Source organism: Kistimonas asteriae, from assembly GCF_018263925.1.
Lineage (GTDB): Bacteria > Pseudomonadota > Gammaproteobacteria > Pseudomonadales > Endozoicomonadaceae > Kistimonas > Kistimonas asteriae.
The window spans coordinates 149,860-165,923 of sequence record NZ_JAEVHF010000013.1 but is presented as its reverse complement, the minus strand read 5'-3'; the positions used below and the strand labels follow the sequence as shown (position 1 = coordinate 165,923).

10 protein-coding genes are annotated in these 16,064 nt (G+C 55.0%); 4 read left to right on the top strand and 6 right to left on the bottom strand.

Going from position 1 to position 16,064, the window contains the following annotated elements; genetic code table 11:
- Positions 1-744 precede the first annotated feature (744 nt).
- Positions 745-1,704, top strand: a complete 960-nt coding sequence (locus KHS78_RS15475; RefSeq protein ID WP_211829374.1) for an integron integrase — start codon at positions 745-747, stop codon at positions 1,702-1,704.
- A 358-nt stretch (positions 1,705-2,062) separates the two neighbouring features.
- On the opposite strand, the gene glnA is transcribed toward KHS78_RS15475, so the two are convergent.
- Positions 2,063-3,469, bottom strand: coding sequence for a glutamate--ammonia ligase (gene glnA, locus KHS78_RS15470; RefSeq protein ID WP_211829373.1), 1,407 nt, complete (start codon positions 3,467-3,469; stop codon positions 2,063-2,065).
- Positions 3,470-3,987: 518 nt separating this feature from the next.
- Between glnA and thiI the strand changes: the two genes are divergently transcribed.
- From thiI to KHS78_RS15455, 3 genes are all read left to right on the top strand, one after another.
- The gene (thiI, locus tag KHS78_RS15465) at positions 3,988-5,439 is read left to right on the top strand and encodes a tRNA uracil 4-sulfurtransferase ThiI (protein WP_211829372.1); all 1,452 of its coding nucleotides are present in this window, start codon (positions 3,988-3,990) and stop codon (positions 5,437-5,439) included.
- A 33-nt stretch (positions 5,440-5,472) separates the two neighbouring features.
- On the top strand, positions 5,473-5,979 hold the full coding sequence (locus KHS78_RS15460) for a dihydrofolate reductase (RefSeq protein ID WP_211829371.1): 507 nt from the start codon (positions 5,473-5,475) through the stop codon (positions 5,977-5,979).
- 194 nt (positions 5,980-6,173) lie between these two features.
- A complete protein-coding gene (locus tag KHS78_RS15455) occupies positions 6,174-8,603 on the top strand; it encodes a hypothetical protein (protein WP_211829370.1) in 2,430 nt (809 codons plus the stop codon).
- Positions 8,604-8,614: 11 nt separating this feature from the next.
- On the opposite strand, the gene KHS78_RS15450 is transcribed toward KHS78_RS15455, so the two are convergent.
- From KHS78_RS15450 to moeA, 5 genes are all read right to left on the bottom strand, one after another.
- On the bottom strand, positions 8,615-8,923 hold the full coding sequence (locus tag KHS78_RS15450) for a hypothetical protein (RefSeq protein WP_211829369.1): 309 nt from the start codon (positions 8,921-8,923) through the stop codon (positions 8,615-8,617).
- 9 nt (positions 8,924-8,932) lie between these two features.
- Positions 8,933-10,309 carry an amino-acid N-acetyltransferase gene (argA, locus tag KHS78_RS15445; RefSeq protein WP_211829368.1) on the bottom strand — a complete coding sequence of 459 codons (1,377 nt, stop codon included), beginning with the start codon at positions 10,307-10,309 and terminating at the stop codon, positions 8,933-8,935.
- Between the two features lie 45 nt (positions 10,310-10,354).
- Positions 10,355-11,497, bottom strand: coding sequence for an acetylornithine deacetylase (gene argE / locus KHS78_RS15440; protein WP_211829367.1), 1,143 nt, complete (start codon positions 11,495-11,497; stop codon positions 10,355-10,357).
- A 398-nt stretch (positions 11,498-11,895) separates the two neighbouring features.
- Complete coding sequence (locus tag KHS78_RS15435) at positions 11,896-14,202, bottom strand: autotransporter domain-containing protein (protein ID WP_211829366.1); 2,307 nt, start codon at positions 14,200-14,202, stop codon at positions 11,896-11,898.
- 623 nt (positions 14,203-14,825) lie between these two features.
- Positions 14,826-16,061: a molybdopterin molybdotransferase MoeA gene (gene moeA / locus KHS78_RS15430; RefSeq protein WP_211829365.1), complete on the bottom strand. Its 1,236-nt coding sequence runs from the start codon at positions 16,059-16,061 to the stop codon at positions 14,826-14,828.
- Between the last annotated feature and the right edge of the window lie 3 nt (positions 16,062-16,064).

Sequence of the window (16,064 nt, the reverse complement as noted above, 5' to 3'; positions counted from 1 at the left end):
CGAGTGTCGTACGGCTTGAAGCGAGGCATGGCGAGGCTCGAAATAGAACTCTGGGGCAGATTTCTAAAGGATATCTGCTATGCCGGGGACTGCCAGTGCTTCCAGACGTTTTTCTACAGACTCAACGCCCGGCTTTGGGGCTGACTTGGAGCTGCGAAGCAGCGGAAAGGCAGTCCCAGCCCCGAAGGGGCGATAACAGCCGCTTGTTATGAATTTTAACCACTATTTCAATCTCTATGGTATTTCTTTGCCGGATCATGAAACGATCTTTTGATGACAGCAACACTAATCAGTATCAATACAGATAAGACAAGCCAGTATATTACGGGCTGATCAGCTTTAGAGATTTCGCAAGATATACCCAACCTCGGAGTACAAATTAGTAGATCTTCGAAGTATAACGATGCGACACAAAAAATCGCGATGAATACTCCTAGAAACCTTTCTGGTATCTGACTGATGATTTTCGGATCTCTACTCATTTCTCTGAAGATTCATAACAGCTATTACACCTCAAGCGAGTAATATTAGATATTGAACTCACCTGAGAAATATTACTAAAAAACCTTTCTTATGAACTCATCTGAGTCATATTAGTTTGCCAGTGTAAAGTTGTAACTTGTTGAATATAAATGTGAAAAAAGTGACATTTAACTATGGCTCCAATATTTCTTGAAAATTATTTTGTTTTTTCCAGAATCTTGCTAATACTACTGGGCAAACAAACAGTGTTTGGTTGTGTGCATGTCTATTCGATTTATGGAAGTTGTTCGAAATTCGCTCAGAGTAAAGCGCTATAGCTATTGTACTGAGCAAGCCTATTGCTACTGGATTAAATACTACATTCGGTTTCACAACCTGAAGCACCCTCGTGAACTGGAGGCGGATCATGTGGTGCAGTTTCTGACTTATCTCGCCGTAAAACGGCAGGTCGCTTCTGCAACTCAGAACCAGGCGCTAAATGCGCTCAATTTTCTCTATGTCCATGTGCTGGGTAAGAAACTGGGGGATGTCAGTCGTTTTGCCCGGGCCAAACCGTCACAGAAAATACCGGTTGTTTTTGAGCGTGATGAAATCAGAAAGTTGCTGGAGGTCATCACACCCGCTTACAGGCTGCCTGTTCAACTGATGTACGGAGCCGGCCTGCGCTTGATGGAGTGCTTACGTTTACGTATCAAGGATATTGATTTTTACCGTAAGGCGATCATCGTTCGAAATGGCAAGGGCGCTAAAGATCGTGTGACGGTTCTCCCTGAGCCTCTGATACCCGCCATCGAATTACGCATCAGGGAGGTCAGGCATTATCACTGTGCTGATCAGGAAGCGGGTTTTGGCACAGTTTGGATGCCAGATGCCCTGGCTCGTAAGTATCCGGAGGAAGCGGCCAGCTTCCACTGGCAGTATTTCTTTTGTTCCTGTAAACGCTCAGTTGACCCTCGCAGTGGCCGGGAGCACCGCCATCATCTGGATGACAGCACCCTTCAACGGGCAGTGAAGAGGGCGATAAAACAGGCCGGCATCGCTAAAAAAGCGAGCTGTCATACATTACGCCATTCCTTTGCCACGCATTTACTGGATGATGGTTATGATATCCGCACTGTGCAGGAGTTACTCGGTCATAAAGACCTGAAAACGACTCAGATCTACACCCATGTACTTAACCGGGGAGGATTCGCAGTCAAAAGCCCTTTGGATCGTATATGAACGTCAATGCTCACGGCATCACTTAACCATTCGCTCCACTGCTGCCAGTTGAAAGTGGCTGTTCGAAGACTGAGGATCCGTCCTATCACCCAGGTTTACTCCATAGCATGTCCGGCAGATGTCTTTTGTTGCACCACGCTACCGCCCACCAACACATACAGCCATTGTCGGAAGGGCACAGGTGGGAATGTTGTCAACGTTTTCTATCAAGCCACGCTTGCTATCAGAACCGGAGCCGCAATATTAACTGAAAGTCATATGTCGTCGAACCCGTATCGACTCTGTTTTCAATGAAGCATAAAAAAAGGGCCCCAATCAGGGCCCTTTCCTTTGTTAGCTTTCGCTGTCTACAAAGCGCTTACACGCTGTAGTACAGATCAAACTCAACCGGATGCGTAGTCTGAGCCACAGTGATGCACTCATCACGCTTCAGCTCGAGGTAACCGTCGATCATGTCGTCAGTGAAGACGCCACCTTCGGTCAGGAAGGCGCGATCTGCATCCAGTGCGTTCAGGGCTTCTTCGAAGCTGGCGGCAACGGTCGGGATCTCGGCGGCTTCTTCCGGCGGCAGGTCGTACAGATCCTTGTCCGCGGCATCGCCGGGGTGCAGCTTGTTCTTGATACCGTCCAGACCAGCCATCATCAGGGCGGCAAAGGCCAGGTAAGGGTTGGCAGTCGGATCAGGGAAGCGCACTTCGATACGGCGGGCTTTCGGGCTGTTCACGTAAGGAATCCGGATCGAGGCGGAACGGTTGCGGGCAGAGTAGGCCAGCATAACCGGGGCTTCGAAGCCGGGTACCAGACGCTTGTAGGCGTTGGTGGAAGCGTTGGTGAACGCGTTCAGGGCCTTGGCATGCTTGATGACACCACCGATGTAATACAGGGCGGTTTCGCTCAGGCCGGCATAGTCGTCACCGGCGAACAGGTTGTTGCCGTCCTTGCTCAGGGACATGTGTACGTGCATGCCGCTGCCGTTGTCGCCAACCAGGGGCTTGGGCATGAAGGTTGCGGTCTTGCCGTAGGCGTGGGCCACGTTGTGAACACAGTACTTGAGGATCTGCACTTCGTCCGCCTTGCGCACCAGGGTGTTGAAGCGGGTGCCGATCTCACACTGGCCAGCGGTGCCGACTTCGTGGTGGTGCACTTCAACGCCTACGCCCATGGCTTCCATGGCCTGGCACATGGCGGCACGGAGGTCGTGCAGGGAGTCGACCGGAGGAACCGGGAAGTAACCGCCTTTGATCTTCGGACGGTGGCCGGTGTTGCCGCTTTCGAACTGCTTGTTGGAGGACCAGGCCGCTTCTTCAGAGTTCACTTCGTAGGATGCGCCGGAAATGTCGATGTTCCACTTCACGTCGTCAAAGACAAAGAACTCGGGCTCAGGGCCGAAGAACGCGGTGTCGGCCACGCCGGTGGACTTCAGGTACTCTTCCGCACGACGGGCAACAGAACGTGGGTCACGCTCATAACCCTGCATGGTGGCGGGCTCAACGATGTCGCAGCGCAGGTTCAGGGTCGGCTCTTCGGTGAAAGGGTCAACCACGGCGCTGTCGTCATCGGGCATCAGGATCATGTCGGATTCGTTGATGCCTTTCCAGCCGGCGATGGATGAACCATCAAACATTTTGCCGACTTCGAAAAACTCGCTATCAATCTCGCTGATGGGCATGGAGACGTGCTGTTCTTTACCTCGGCTGTCGGTGAAGCGCAGGTCAACCCACTTAACGTCGTGTTCCTTGATCAGGGCAGTGGTCTTGGCAGACATTATTATTCCTCCGGGGTTATCTCGACCGCTAGTGTCCGGATCGGGTCTCGAGCGGTATGCGTCTGTTCGTTCCGTTGGCAACACAGCGTGCTAAATCAGTCCGAACCAGGCTCGCACTGGCTTTAGCAAGGCGTGTGCCAGTTTGGTGTTTGCCGCGCAGTCCGTGTCTTTAAAGGGTGCATCGGCGGTTCCCGGGCGTTTTGTTATTGCTGCGTGAACCAAAACGGTGCATCTTTTTATTCTGTTGACCTGAACTGGTGCGCGGTCGGTTTTTCCGTCCCCCCGTGTGACCCGAAGCAGGGCGTGGGGGCATAAGGGAAAACCGTTGCGCAGGCAAGCGGAAGTCAGTCTACACCCTTTAATCGAACCCCGAAATGTCTGAAAGCTGGAAAATTTCAGCGGGGGTATTTACTATGCGGGGGTATTAACCATGCATCGCCTTTCTCCATTCCCTGATCGCCTGCCGATGCTGTTTTCACAGGCACTGAAAACGCGCACCCACTACTGAAGACTCCCTGATGAAGTTTATTGTCAAACTGTTCCCCGAAATCACCATTAAAAGTTCACCGGTCCGCAAACGGTTTGTGAAACAGTTGCGCCGCAATATCCGCACGGTCTGTAAACCGCTGGATGAACAGGTGACGGCGACGGGCACCTGGGATGTCATTCACGTGGAAACCCAGCTGACTGACCGGCAGGATATTGAGCAGCTGGCGGAACGCCTCTGCTGCATTTCCGGCATTCACCAGGTGCTGGAAGTGGCGGAATTCCCGCTGACGGATTTTGACGACATCCTGGAGAAAACCGTGGCGGCCTGGTCCGGCGCGCTGGCGGGGAAAACCTTCGCCGTGCGGGTGCACCGTTCCGGCAGCCATACGTTCACCTCGATTGATGTGGAACGGTTCCTCGGCGCCGGGTTGCTGGAGCGTGTGGAGTCGGCGGGCGTTAAGCTGAAAAATCCGGATGTCCGCGTTGAGCTGGAAATCAAACATAACCGCTACTTTATGGTGCAGCGTCGTCTGGATGGTCTGGGCGGTTACCCGATGGGAACCCAGGAGCCGGTGTTGTCGCTGATCTCCGGCGGATTCGATTCCACGGTGTCCAGCTTCCTGACCGCGCGTCGGGGCATGAACACCCATTTCTGCTTTTTTAATCTCGGCGGCCATGCCCATGAGCTGGCGGTGAAGGAAGTCGCTTACTACCTCTGGAGCAAGTACAGCGCTTCGCATCGGGTACGCTTTGTCACCATTCCCTTTGAAGGCGTGGTGGAAGAGATTCTGACCAAGGTTGATAATTCCCAGATGGGCGTGGTGCTCAAGCGGATGATGCTGCGCGCCGCGACAGCCGTCGCAAAAGAAATGAAAATTCAGGCACTGGTGACCGGTGAAGCCATTGCCCAGGTCTCCAGCCAGACGCTGCATAACCTGGCGGTGATTGATTCCGTGACGGACATGCTGGTGCTGCGCCCGCTGATCGCCATGGACAAGCAGGACATTATTAATACGGCGGCGCGTATCGGCACCGAGGAGTTCGCCAAGAATATTCCGGAATACTGCGCGGTGATCTCCAAGAACCCAACCACCTGCGCCAAGCCGGAGCGCATTGTTTTCGAAGAAAACAATTTTGATTTCTCCGTGATTGATGCGGCCGTACAGAACCGTCGCAATGTGTCCGTGCATGATATTGTGTCGGATGACCTGACCCGTGAAGAGGTTGAGGTGGTTCGCGAAGTCGGCACGAACGAAGTCATCATTGATATTCGTCACCCGACCGAAGAAGAGATCAAACCCTTCACGCTGCCCGGCCACGACGTGCTGACCATGCCTTTCTACCAGCTGGCGACCCGCTTCCCGGAACTGGATCGCAACAACCATTACCTGCTCTACTGCGAGAAAGGTGTCATGAGCCAGTTGCATGCCATGCACCTGCGCGACGCCGGTCATGATAATGTAGGCGTTTACCAGCCCTGATGTGGCAGTGATTTCCTGGGGGACAACAGACCAATGAAACTGGCCATGATTGCTGCGGTGGCGGAAAACAACGCTATCGGCATAAACAACAAACTGCCCTGGTACCTGCCGGGTGACCTCCGTTATTTCAAGGCGGTCACCATGGGCAAGCCTATCATCATGGGGCGCAAGACCTTTGATTCCCTGCGCAAGCCGTTGCCGGGGCGCGCCAACATCGTGATCACCCGTGACCGTGATTATCAGCGGGAAGGGATTTCCGTGGTCTACAGCCTGGATGAAGCAATCTCGCTGGCGGAAGATGTGGCGTTGATCAACGGTTGCGAAGAGCTCATGATCATCGGCGGTGAGCAGATCTACCGTGAAGCCCTGCCGAAAGCCGAACGCCTTTACCTGACCCGCGTACACCGCAGCTTTGACGGCGATGCCTTCTTCCCGGAACTGGACCCGGCCGAATGGCAGGAAACCCTGCGGGAAGACCTCGTGGTCGATGACGAGGATGCCATGGGTTACAGCTACCTGGTGCTGGATCGCTCCGCTTAATCGGTTTCGCGATAACCGTCCATCATTATACTTCCTTTCCCGCCGGGTACTGTCGGAACGTCCTGTTCCGGCAGAGTCGGCGGCGCCAACGCTTATACTTTCTGAGTAACAGGATGTTTTCAGGAACCCGCTATGCAGACCCTGAATGGGCAGCATGATGACGGGATCCACGCGATCAGGGACAGCCAGCGGTTATGCGGCCCAACAATGGTATCCGCCCAGTCAGGTTTTCGCAGGTTTTCAGTCAGAAAACGTGGGATCAGCTGTGCCAGAAAAATGCCACCCTGAAGCATATCGACTTTCCTTCCCGCCAGGTGGATATTGCCCTTTCTGAACGTGCCATTCGAAAAAAAGCCCGGCAGCAAAACCGGTTGCAGGATCGGGCGGTAAGCCTTGGGCGACCGTTCACCTGGTTTTCACGGTTTTTCCAACGGCGGCGTTCCAATGTCGGGCGCAAACTCTTCAATGCCTATGCGACCTTCCTGACGCATGAGGAACCGGCCGTTGATGGTGTGGAGGGTGTTCTATCCCCGGGTGAGATAGACCTGAACCAGCCAGAGCATTTCAGGCTTGCCTGTGCCTTCGTGGCTGCCGGCGCCTGTCGCTGGGGTGGGGCCGGTGAGCTGGAGTCCACCGAACAGGTGATCGACAAAACCATGGTGGATCGCATTGATGCACTGGTGAATGGTTCCTGTACTCGTATGGCTTATGAGTTTATTGCCCAGAATAAAACCCTGCCAAAAGGGTTTCTGGAACACGTTTTCATTCCCCATTTCCTGGTCGGCATGGTCAATCAGACCGGTATGCCGGAAGCCGAAGCGCGCAGTGTGCTGGATGACATCCTGGCCAGTCCGGTGGTGAATATCACCCGTGAGGCGGATATCACGCTGGAACATGTCATGGAGCTGAAGAACCGGCTGCTGCAGATGGGGGTATGGCAGCGTGAGGCACCAGGGGCTGCGGAGACCGGTACCGGATCCGGAGAGTCGGTCGCGCGGCCACGGCTGCCGGCACCCCAGACCCGTTACCAGTGTGACAGTGAGGATCTCTGGTTAATCCGATACCAGGTTGAGCACCACCGTTTTCTGAAATTTGCCAGCGACTTTGTGCACCGTATCCGCCAGTGGGCCCAGCGTAACAAGCGGATCATTGGTTTGGAGGTCGGTGAGATTGTGACAGTCGCCATTATTACCGGCATTACCACGGGAGGCATCGGTGCCGCCGTTTACCTGGGAAGCCGGGTGATATTCAAAATGATTCAGGTCGGCATTCAGGCTGCTATTGCCGCGGTCAGGAGCGCGTTTAGCCGACGCAAGGTGGATACCGTCGAAGCTGAGCTTGGCCGGCGATTGTCGGGGGATGAATCGCAGCCCTTCGACAGCAGAGAAGTTAAGGATATTGCCTCACTGGAGACCCCGGGCGAGGAGGATCCCCATCGTAATATTAAACAGCTGCTGGATGGCACGGAGTACCTGTCCCGTGAGAACAGCCTGACCAATATGACCAATCTTTTGCTGGATATGAAAGCCCTGTCAGATGACCTGGACCGCCTGGAGCCGCGCGCCGGTGACAGTGTGGCAGACAGCATCCGGTTGCAGAAACTGTATGAGATTGCGTTGCAGCACAGCGCGCGGTTTGATGAAGCCGCACAGGATTACGATAAAATGGTTGTGGCGGGTGTGCAGAAAGTCTCTGAATTGAACAGCGAGTTTGAGCGTCTGTTCAAGCCTTTGTGGGAACCCTTCCGTGAATTGTCGGATAACCGGGTTGACGCCATTTTCAATGAGGCGGCCAACCATTCCTCGGTCAAGGGGCGCTGGTATCTGTCCAGGGAAGATAGCCTCCACTGGATCCAGACCATTGTGCCGGAGGAGCCGGGCAACCTCAGTTCCCGTTTGATCCGGGAGCGGATAGGTCAGGCGATTGTTGGGCGTGATGCTGTGCGAAATAGAGTTAATATGTCGTCCAATAAAGCCCGCCGCAAGGTTGTCAAGGTGGCCCTGTTTGGCAGGGATCTTGTCTTCAGTTATGCCTGGGGGCGGATTAAGCCTTATCGGATGATTAACCAGATTCTGGAGGTTTTGGGTAACCATCTGGCTATGGGAACCCGGCCTGGCATTGATCTGATCAAACCCATCATTACCCCCTTATGGGCTGGAGTTTTCGTGTTGATCTATGTGGCTGAGAGGATCACCCACTACATCAATAACAAATGGAACCGTCGGCGCAGCCATGATATTCAGAGCCGGGTGAATGCACCGGATGATGACGCGAAGCAACACATGATAGAGCCTAAGAACATACAGCTGTCCGTTGAAGACTGGCAGGCCATGCGGCGGCAGGCAAAACACCTGGGCGTTGGGTATATAAAAACTGTGAAGCGATTGATCAAGGTGCTTGGCACATTGTCAGAGCATACCAAGGTTAAGCCTCCGACAGATCGCGAATCGCCGGAATACCATGCTTACCTGGTGAAAACCGCCACCTGCATGCTGCGCTACAAAAAGCTAATGCACGACATGGAGGCGCAGCTGTACAGTTCGGTGGGGCTTATGCACCATGTGGGGGTAACGCATAAGTCGCGGTTTGACCGGCGGCTACGTTGCATAGAGATTGCAGAATAATCAACCGCCTGTCACTTGAACCGGAACTGGTAGCGCAGGCGTAACTCGTTCATGAAGTCCAGCTCATCCGGAAAGACATTGTCGCGGCCTTTCTCGTTTTCCTGACGATCCTTCATTCGCTCGCGGTTTTGCTCATCCTCGATGTCAAAGGCCGTTTCGGGGCGCGATTGCTGGGTAATGGAAAGCTCAAACCACTGGTTCTCGTTGAAGCGGAAAAGCGGCAGGGCGCTGTCGGTTTGTTCAGCGGCATAGCTCTGCCCTGCCGCTGCGAGCAGCAGGGGAATCAAAAAACGGATGGCGTAACGCCGAATCACAACCATAACAACCTATTACTCCGCTTGGGCGATGGCAACCTCACTGGTCATGGCGACGGGTTTGACAAAGACCTTGGATTTTCGGTCCTTATTATACAGGGCGCGTTTTTCTTCGGGCAGGGCGCTGAGGGGCGCCGGGGTGAAGCCGCGTTCGATAAACCAGTGAGCCGTCCGTGTGGTTAACACATAGAGATGCGTAATACCCTGTTGGACAGCCAGCTGTTCAATTTGTTCCAGCAGGATATCGCCACGGTTGCCATTGCGATAGTCCGGATGAACCACGACACAGGCCAGCTCGGCCGACGTAGCATCCGCAAAGGGCAGCAGGGAGGCGCAGCCAATGATCATGCCGTCACGCACGGCGACGGTGAAGCAGCTGATCTCGCGTTCCAGCGCCTTGCGGGAGCGGCGTACCAGCACACCTTTTTCCTCCAGTGGCCGGATCAGTTCGATGATGCCGCCGATGTCATTGATGGTGGCCGGGCGCAGGTGTTCGTAGGCATCCATATCTCGTGTGATCAGGGTTCCGTCACCCTCACGGGTAAACAGCTCCTGCAGCAGTGAACCGTCGACGGCATGGCTGACAATATGGCTGCGGTTAACACCGGCGTTACAGGCCTCTACGGCGGCGGACAGCAGCCGGACGCCTTCCTGGTCAGTCATGCCCTCCAGCCATTCACGGGCGATGGAGGGGCGCATGGTCCGGAGTACCCGACCGTCATGGTCCAGGATGCCGGGCTGGTTGCTGAACATGATCAGTTTTTCCGCATTCAGTCGCGCGGCGGTGCTGGTGGCCACATTCTCCACGGGCAGGTTGAACGCCTCACCGGTCGCCGAGTAACCGAGACAGGAAAGGAGCACGACGTTACCCTGGTCCAGTTGCTGAACAATGGCTTTCTGGTCGATGCGGCGGACTTCGCCGGTATGCTGGAAATCAATGCCATCGACGACCCCCAGGGGGCGGGCGGTGACAAAGTTGCCGCTGACGACACGGATGCGTGAGCCATGCATGGGCGAGTTGATCAGTCCCATGGAGAACTGGGACTCAACCTTTACCCGCAGGCTGCCCACGGCCTCCTTGACGCACTCTAGCACCTGCTTGCTGGTGATGCGCTGGTGGCCCTGGAAGCGACAGTTGAGACCGCGTTCCATCACCCGCTGGTTGATCTGCGGGCGGGCGCCGTGGACCAGAACAAGTCGCACACCGAGGCTGCTGAGCAGGGCGATGTCATTGACAATGTTGGCAAAGTGCGTGTCCGCCAGGGTCTCGCCACTGAGCATGATCACGAACGTCTTGCCACGGTGGGCGTGGATGTACGGTGACGATTGCCGGAAAATCTTCACGTAGTCGCTGGTAGAGGTGTCCACGGGTGCGCCTTGTTTTCTATCCATTGTTTTTGCCCGGGTTCCGTTCGCCGGAATAGTCTGCTGTGCGGGTTACAGGCAGTAACGTGCAATCAACTGTTTGAGAAGATCAATCGTTGGTGTGATTCTGTCAAGTGCCAGGTACTCATCCGGCTGGTGCGCCTGGGCGATATCACCGGGGCCGAGGACGACGGTTTCCATCCCGAGGCCGGAGAGGAACGGCGCTTCGGTGGCGAAGGCGGCGGTGGTCGCGCTGTAACCGGTGAGCTGTTCGCAGGTTTTCACCAGGTCGGAGGTCACCGGCGTCATGAATGCATCAATGCTGTCCGCAATAGGTTCCAGTGTCACGGTGACGCCTCGCTCTTTAGCGACAGGTGACGCATAGGTGAGGATTTCCCGGCGGACATCCTCCGGGTTCATGCCCGGCAGCATGCGGACATCAAACTCCAGTTCGCAGTGGCCGCAGATCCGGTTGGGATTGTCGCCGCCGTGGATGCAGCCCAGGTTCATCGTTGGGCGTGGAATCGTAAAGGCCGGGTTGTTGTAACGTTGTTCCAGTTCTGACCGAAGCACCAGAATTCGGTTGATGACGTCGTTCATGGCTTCCATGGCATTCCGGCCCAGGGAAGGGTCGCTGGAGTGGCCGGATTGCCCGATGATGGTCAGGCGTTCCATCATGATGCCCTTGTGCATGTGCAGTGGCTGCAGGCCCGTAGGCTCGCCGATCACCGCATAACGGGCCTTGGGTTTCCCTTCGGCCGCCAGCGCCCGGGCACCGTTCATGGATGACTCTTCATCGGCGGTGGCCAAAATAATCAGCGGTTGCTGGAGTTGACTGGCTTTCAGATCTTGAATCGCTTCAAGGATTAGCGGGAAAAAGCCTTTCATATCACAGACGCCAAGGCCATAAAGGCGGTTATCCGCCTCGGTCAGCGTAAAGGGGTTGCTGCGCCACAATGACTCATCACAGGGGACGGTGTCGGTATGTCCGGCCAATACTAAACCGCCGGGGCCGCTGCCGAGTGTGGCGATCAGGTTTGCTTTGCCCGGCTGGCCGGGAAGTGGCTGGATATCACAGGCAAAGCCCAGTGCACTGAACCATTCCGCCAGGGTATCAATGACGGCGCGGTTGCCCTGGTCCAGATCCGGGCGGGTTGAGCTGATGGAGGGAAGGGCGATCAGCTGGCGGAAGCACTCAATAAGTCCTGGCGTCATAACAGTATCGGATGACCTCGTCTTAACACGTTGCCTGATGCAGTGGAAAGTCAGCAGCGGGCCTTATGATTGTGATCCTATGCTGTGCCTCGACTGACGTAAAAGCAACAGTAACGTTGCCGCTACGTTTGGGGTAATGGTGTTGACGTGCACTGCGACGTTTGATTTTAACTGCGTTGCAGACTGGCTTGCTGGTAGGAGGTGACGCGCTGGATTGGATGGTTGCGTATTCGCGTTTGGTTTTCGTCAAACCGGTTGGTCGTCAACGGCAGTTTTCTCCGGCCGCATGGGGTAGGTGTTTCTCTGTGACGACAACATTCTGGTGAGGCGTCGTGTGCATTCTTTCATCAATAAAAACGGACTGCCGTCAGGCAATCCGTTTTTATTGAGCAGGAAGGTTAGAAGGCGTACCCCGCCGTAAACTCAATCGCCCGGGATGTGCCGTAGTCGAAATCCCGGTAGATCTGATAATTAACACTGAGCTGAACATCATTCTCAAAGTAATGGTGATAGCTGGCCTGTATTTTCAAGGCTTCCTGCTGATGCTCGGGTACCGGTAAATAGAAGGTGTTGTCTGCGATGGTGCCGAGCGCCATTTCAAGATTGTCGTCGCTTTTCTTCAGGTCTTTCAGGTAGCTCAGTTCTGCCGTGAAACGGTGGTTCCCTGTGACATAGTCTGCGGCAGTCCCCAGGCTGGCCAGCAAGGATGTGCGCTGCATATCACTTAAAATCAGGCTGCTGGATGTCACCGTGCCGCCGCTTCTTTCCGAGTAACCCTCCACATCGACCCGGTAATAATCCAGGCTGGCTTTCGGCGTTATGCTCAGGTTGTCGTTTACTGTCAGGCGATAGCCCAGCTCGGTGCCCAGGGTCCAGGCGGTGCCTGAGGAATCCCCTTTTTCCATACGCTGCATGGTGCTGCCAAGGTTAAAACGACGCTTCAGGCTGTCATAGTCCAGCCAGCTGTAACCCGCGCTCAAGGTGGCATAGGCGTTGTTCTGCTCATAGTGCAACAGGCCGTTAAGGTGGGTACTTGTCATCTGGTACTTCGACTTGCCCACCTCCAGGGTGCTGTCACCACGGGAGAGCATGCCGCCTAGGAGCCAGTGGTCAGTAAACCGATGGTTGATGCCGATGCTGAACGTGTTGTCCCGGGTATCCACGGTGCTATCCAGCCCGGTTTTAATCCTTCCTTTCTGAGGGGTGCCACTGATGTAGAGCTGGTTTTCACCAGCGACGGAGTGACGGCTGAACCAGTCCAGCTGGTGTCGTATGTTGCTGACCAGGGACTGAGACTGTCGCAGTCCCATTTCCGGCAGTTGGCTGATTTCCGGTGCTGAGTTAAACACGGATAGCATATAGTCAGCAGAAATCGCCTGCATGCCGCTGGCAGGGTGGATCAGATCCCAGAACAGCTGATCGTAATTGGCATATAGCGTTGGGTTGCCTTCTGACGCCAGTCGTTTCTTTTGTTTTTCCGTCGTACTGGATACATCATCGGGGTCTAGGTCAAAACCAAAACTGCGCGGATCCGTCATCACCTCGTGAAACAGGGTGTTCATATCCAGCAGGATGATATTGGCGTTGCTGGCGGCAACCTGCTGGTTCAGTTCGGCGTTCACATCATTGACCCACTTCAAGGGGCGTTTCTGCAGCGTTTCCACCAGTTCCGGATTATGCTGGGCGAGCAGTTCGGCGATCACCGGCCATTCCTTTGCGGTGATACCGGTGAGCACTTTACCCAGTGCCTGGTTTTCCTGACTGATCACCTCGCCGAGCTGGATCAGTTTTTCCTGCTCTTCTGATGCGATGGCCGCTATTTTTTTGCCGGCATCCGGGAACTGGTCGCCGACCCGGTCGTTGACGACTTTTTCAATCTGGCTGGTGACGAGCCGGCCGTTTTCCTGGCCGATGAACTTCACCAGGGCGCCGACCTGTTGGTTCTCCTCGGCAACCAGGTTGATCAGCGCCTGCGTTGGAATGTGAACACCGGGGACGGAGGAGATATCCGGCACATTGATCGCCACGATGTATTTGGCGCCCATCTCGGTCAGCGCCTCAGCCGACGCGACGACGTTTGCGCCCACTTCGGCGGTTTCTGCACCGCCGCTGGCAATGTTCTGCAGATAATCATTGCCACCGGCAAAGACAAAATAGAGGGCATCACCGTTCAGGCTTTCACCATTGTCACTGAGTCGTTTACTCAGGGAGTCATGGCAGGTGCCATATTGGTCAAGGTATTGCCCTGATTCACAGTCGCTACCTTTGCTGTTGGCTTCGGTGAGTGTGCTGTCACCGGTAATCGAGGCCAGCATTTCGGTGGTGGTATTCCCGCCTACGGCATAATTGTTGCCGCCATTTCCGGAGGCTGTCAGTTCAAGCCCCATCTGCTGCCCGAACAGTTCGACGGCCGTATAGCCATCGGTAAACCGGGCCTGGGTATCCGGCTTTTCCTCATTGGCGAAGTTGCCGTTATCCGAGAGGCTGTCGCCGAAAACATAGAGGTCATTAAAGTGGGTGGTATGGAGCGAATTACTGGCGTGATTAATGGTGTCGAGCGGGCGGGTTGATGAGTCTGTGTAAGGTTTCTCGTAATGTTCCGGAAAATCATGTGGCGGCTCGGCAGGCGGGCCTCCCGCGATTAATCCCGTTGATACGGTGAGAGAAGCAAGACCCAGCGGCAGGATGTGATGCCGAAAATCCATAATCGTAGTCCCTGTACAACGTCTATCAGGTGTTTGGTGATCAGGTATGAAAGGCGCTGCAGATCAGGTCAGGCTATTTTGGTTGTGTATTCCGTATGCCCTGAAAGCGGCACGCAGCGATGGCGTGGCCCTTATCAGGCATACAGGGGAATTGCCGCGGGATCTGCAGAAGCAGCGGGATCATAGGTGGTGAAATATGAACGAATCATGAACGAAACCTGAACGAAGGTGTCAGAAAAACACGAGTCATCATGAAAGACACAGACGGGCAACAATCCTGTGCAGAAAAAAAGCAGATCCTTAATGTGCTGAAAAAACCTTTACGCGATGAGCAGCGAAGAAAGCGGAGATGGGATGATATTCTTACGGGTTTTGTGAATGCCTGTCTTTGGTAAGAGTCGCCTTTGCAGCATCCCGTCTGTCTCCCTTTTCCCTGTGATTGAATCCTGCAATACGGTGTTAACCCTTGTGATGGTTACCCTGATGCTTCAGTGAGATGCCTGCTCTTTTGCAGCGTGTGCTGGTGGACTGTGTTGGATTGGCCAGGGGCAGGCAGCTTAGCGAAGGGCAGGCTGAACCTGGGGCATCATCTATGGTTCAGCCTGGCTGGTGGTCACGGGGTGCTAGGCAAGTGTGGAATCAAAGAGCTGCACAGTGACATTGTCGCCCTGTTTGATCAGTGTCTGATCTTCCGGAAAGACGATATAACAGTCCGCCCGGCTCATGGAGGTGAGTATACCGGACCCCTGGCGTCCCGTGGTTGAGACTTCCATGACACCATCACTGCCCGTATGCAGAGTGCCCCGCAGGTATTCTCGACGGCCCTCACGCTTTTTTAGAGTTTCCTGGCTGCGGACCTGTAGTTGCCTTGGTGCAGATGCACCTGCGCCCATCATGCTCTGAAGCATAGGGGTCACCAGGAGGTCAAAGGTCACGGTGGCGGAGACGGGATTCCCCGGCAGGCCAAAGAACAGGCTGTTGGGCAAGGTGCCGAAGGCGAAGGGTTTGCCCGGTTTGATGGCCAGTTTCCAGAATTCGGTCTTGCCCAGTTCATCCAGAATGGTTTTGGTGTAATCCGCTTCCCCGACAGAAACGCCGCCGGAGGTGATCACCGCATCGGCCTCCCGGTCTGCGGTTAAAAATGCTTCGCGCAGCTGATCACAGTCATCCGGGATACAGCCCAGGTCCAGCACGTCAATGCCCAGACGTTGCAGCATGGCGTGGACGGTATGACGATTACTGTCGTATATGTCGCCGGGGTTCAGGGTTTCACCCGGCTGGCGCAACTCATCCCCGGTGGAGAAGATGGCGACTTTTAATCGCTTGAGGACCTTTATCTGATCAATGCCAAGGGACGCCAGCAAGCCGATATCCTGGGGACGCAGGCGACGACCGGCAGATAATACGGTATGTCCTTCACGGATATCTTCACCGGCTTTCCGGATATTGTTACCGGGCTGGCTATCGGTCAGGAAACGGATGCCTGTGTCAGTCTGCTCCGTTTTTTCCTGCATGATCACCGTATCGGTACCGGCAGGAATACTCGCCCCGGTCATGATCCGGATACAGTGGCCGACCGGGCATTCACCGGCAAAGGGGTGGCCCGCGAAGGATTTGCCGGCAACCGGCAATGGCTTGTCGGCGGCAAGGTCGGTTGACCGCAGGGCATAACCGTCCATGGCTGAATTGTCGCAGGGGGGGACGTTGAGTGGCGAAACGATATTAACCGCCAGAACCCTGTCCAGCGCTTCTGCCAGTGTCAACGTTTCCTGGGCTTCCACAGGGCGAATGACCTGGCGCATGCGGGCCAGTCCTTCCTCCACAGCCATCAGGCCGGGTGCACTGCAACAGTCAGACATCAA

Bases quoted from the DNA above. Each gene is read 5' to 3' on its own strand.
- KHS78_RS15475 (WP_211829374.1), top strand. From the start codon at position 745: ATGTCTATTCGATTTATGGAAGTTGTTCGAAATTCGCTCAGAGTAAAG.
- glnA (WP_211829373.1), bottom strand. From the start codon at position 3,469: ATGTCTGCCAAGACCACTGCCCTGATCAAGGAACACGACGTTAAGTGG.
- thiI (WP_211829372.1), top strand. From the start codon at position 3,988: ATGAAGTTTATTGTCAAACTGTTCCCCGAAATCACCATTAAAAGTTCA.
- KHS78_RS15460 (WP_211829371.1), top strand. From the start codon at position 5,473: ATGAAACTGGCCATGATTGCTGCGGTGGCGGAAAACAACGCTATCGGC.
- KHS78_RS15455 (WP_211829370.1), top strand. From the start codon at position 6,174: ATGCGGCCCAACAATGGTATCCGCCCAGTCAGGTTTTCGCAGGTTTTC.
- KHS78_RS15450 (WP_211829369.1), bottom strand. From the start codon at position 8,923: ATGGTTGTGATTCGGCGTTACGCCATCCGTTTTTTGATTCCCCTGCTG.
- argA (WP_211829368.1), bottom strand. From the start codon at position 10,309: ATGGATAGAAAACAAGGCGCACCCGTGGACACCTCTACCAGCGACTAC.
- argE (WP_211829367.1), bottom strand. From the start codon at position 11,497: ATGACGCCAGGACTTATTGAGTGCTTCCGCCAGCTGATCGCCCTTCCC.
- KHS78_RS15435 (WP_211829366.1), bottom strand. From the start codon at position 14,202: ATGGATTTTCGGCATCACATCCTGCCGCTGGGTCTTGCTTCTCTCACC.
- moeA (WP_211829365.1), bottom strand. From the start codon at position 16,061: ATGTCTGACTGTTGCAGTGCACCCGGCCTGATGGCTGTGGAGGAAGGA.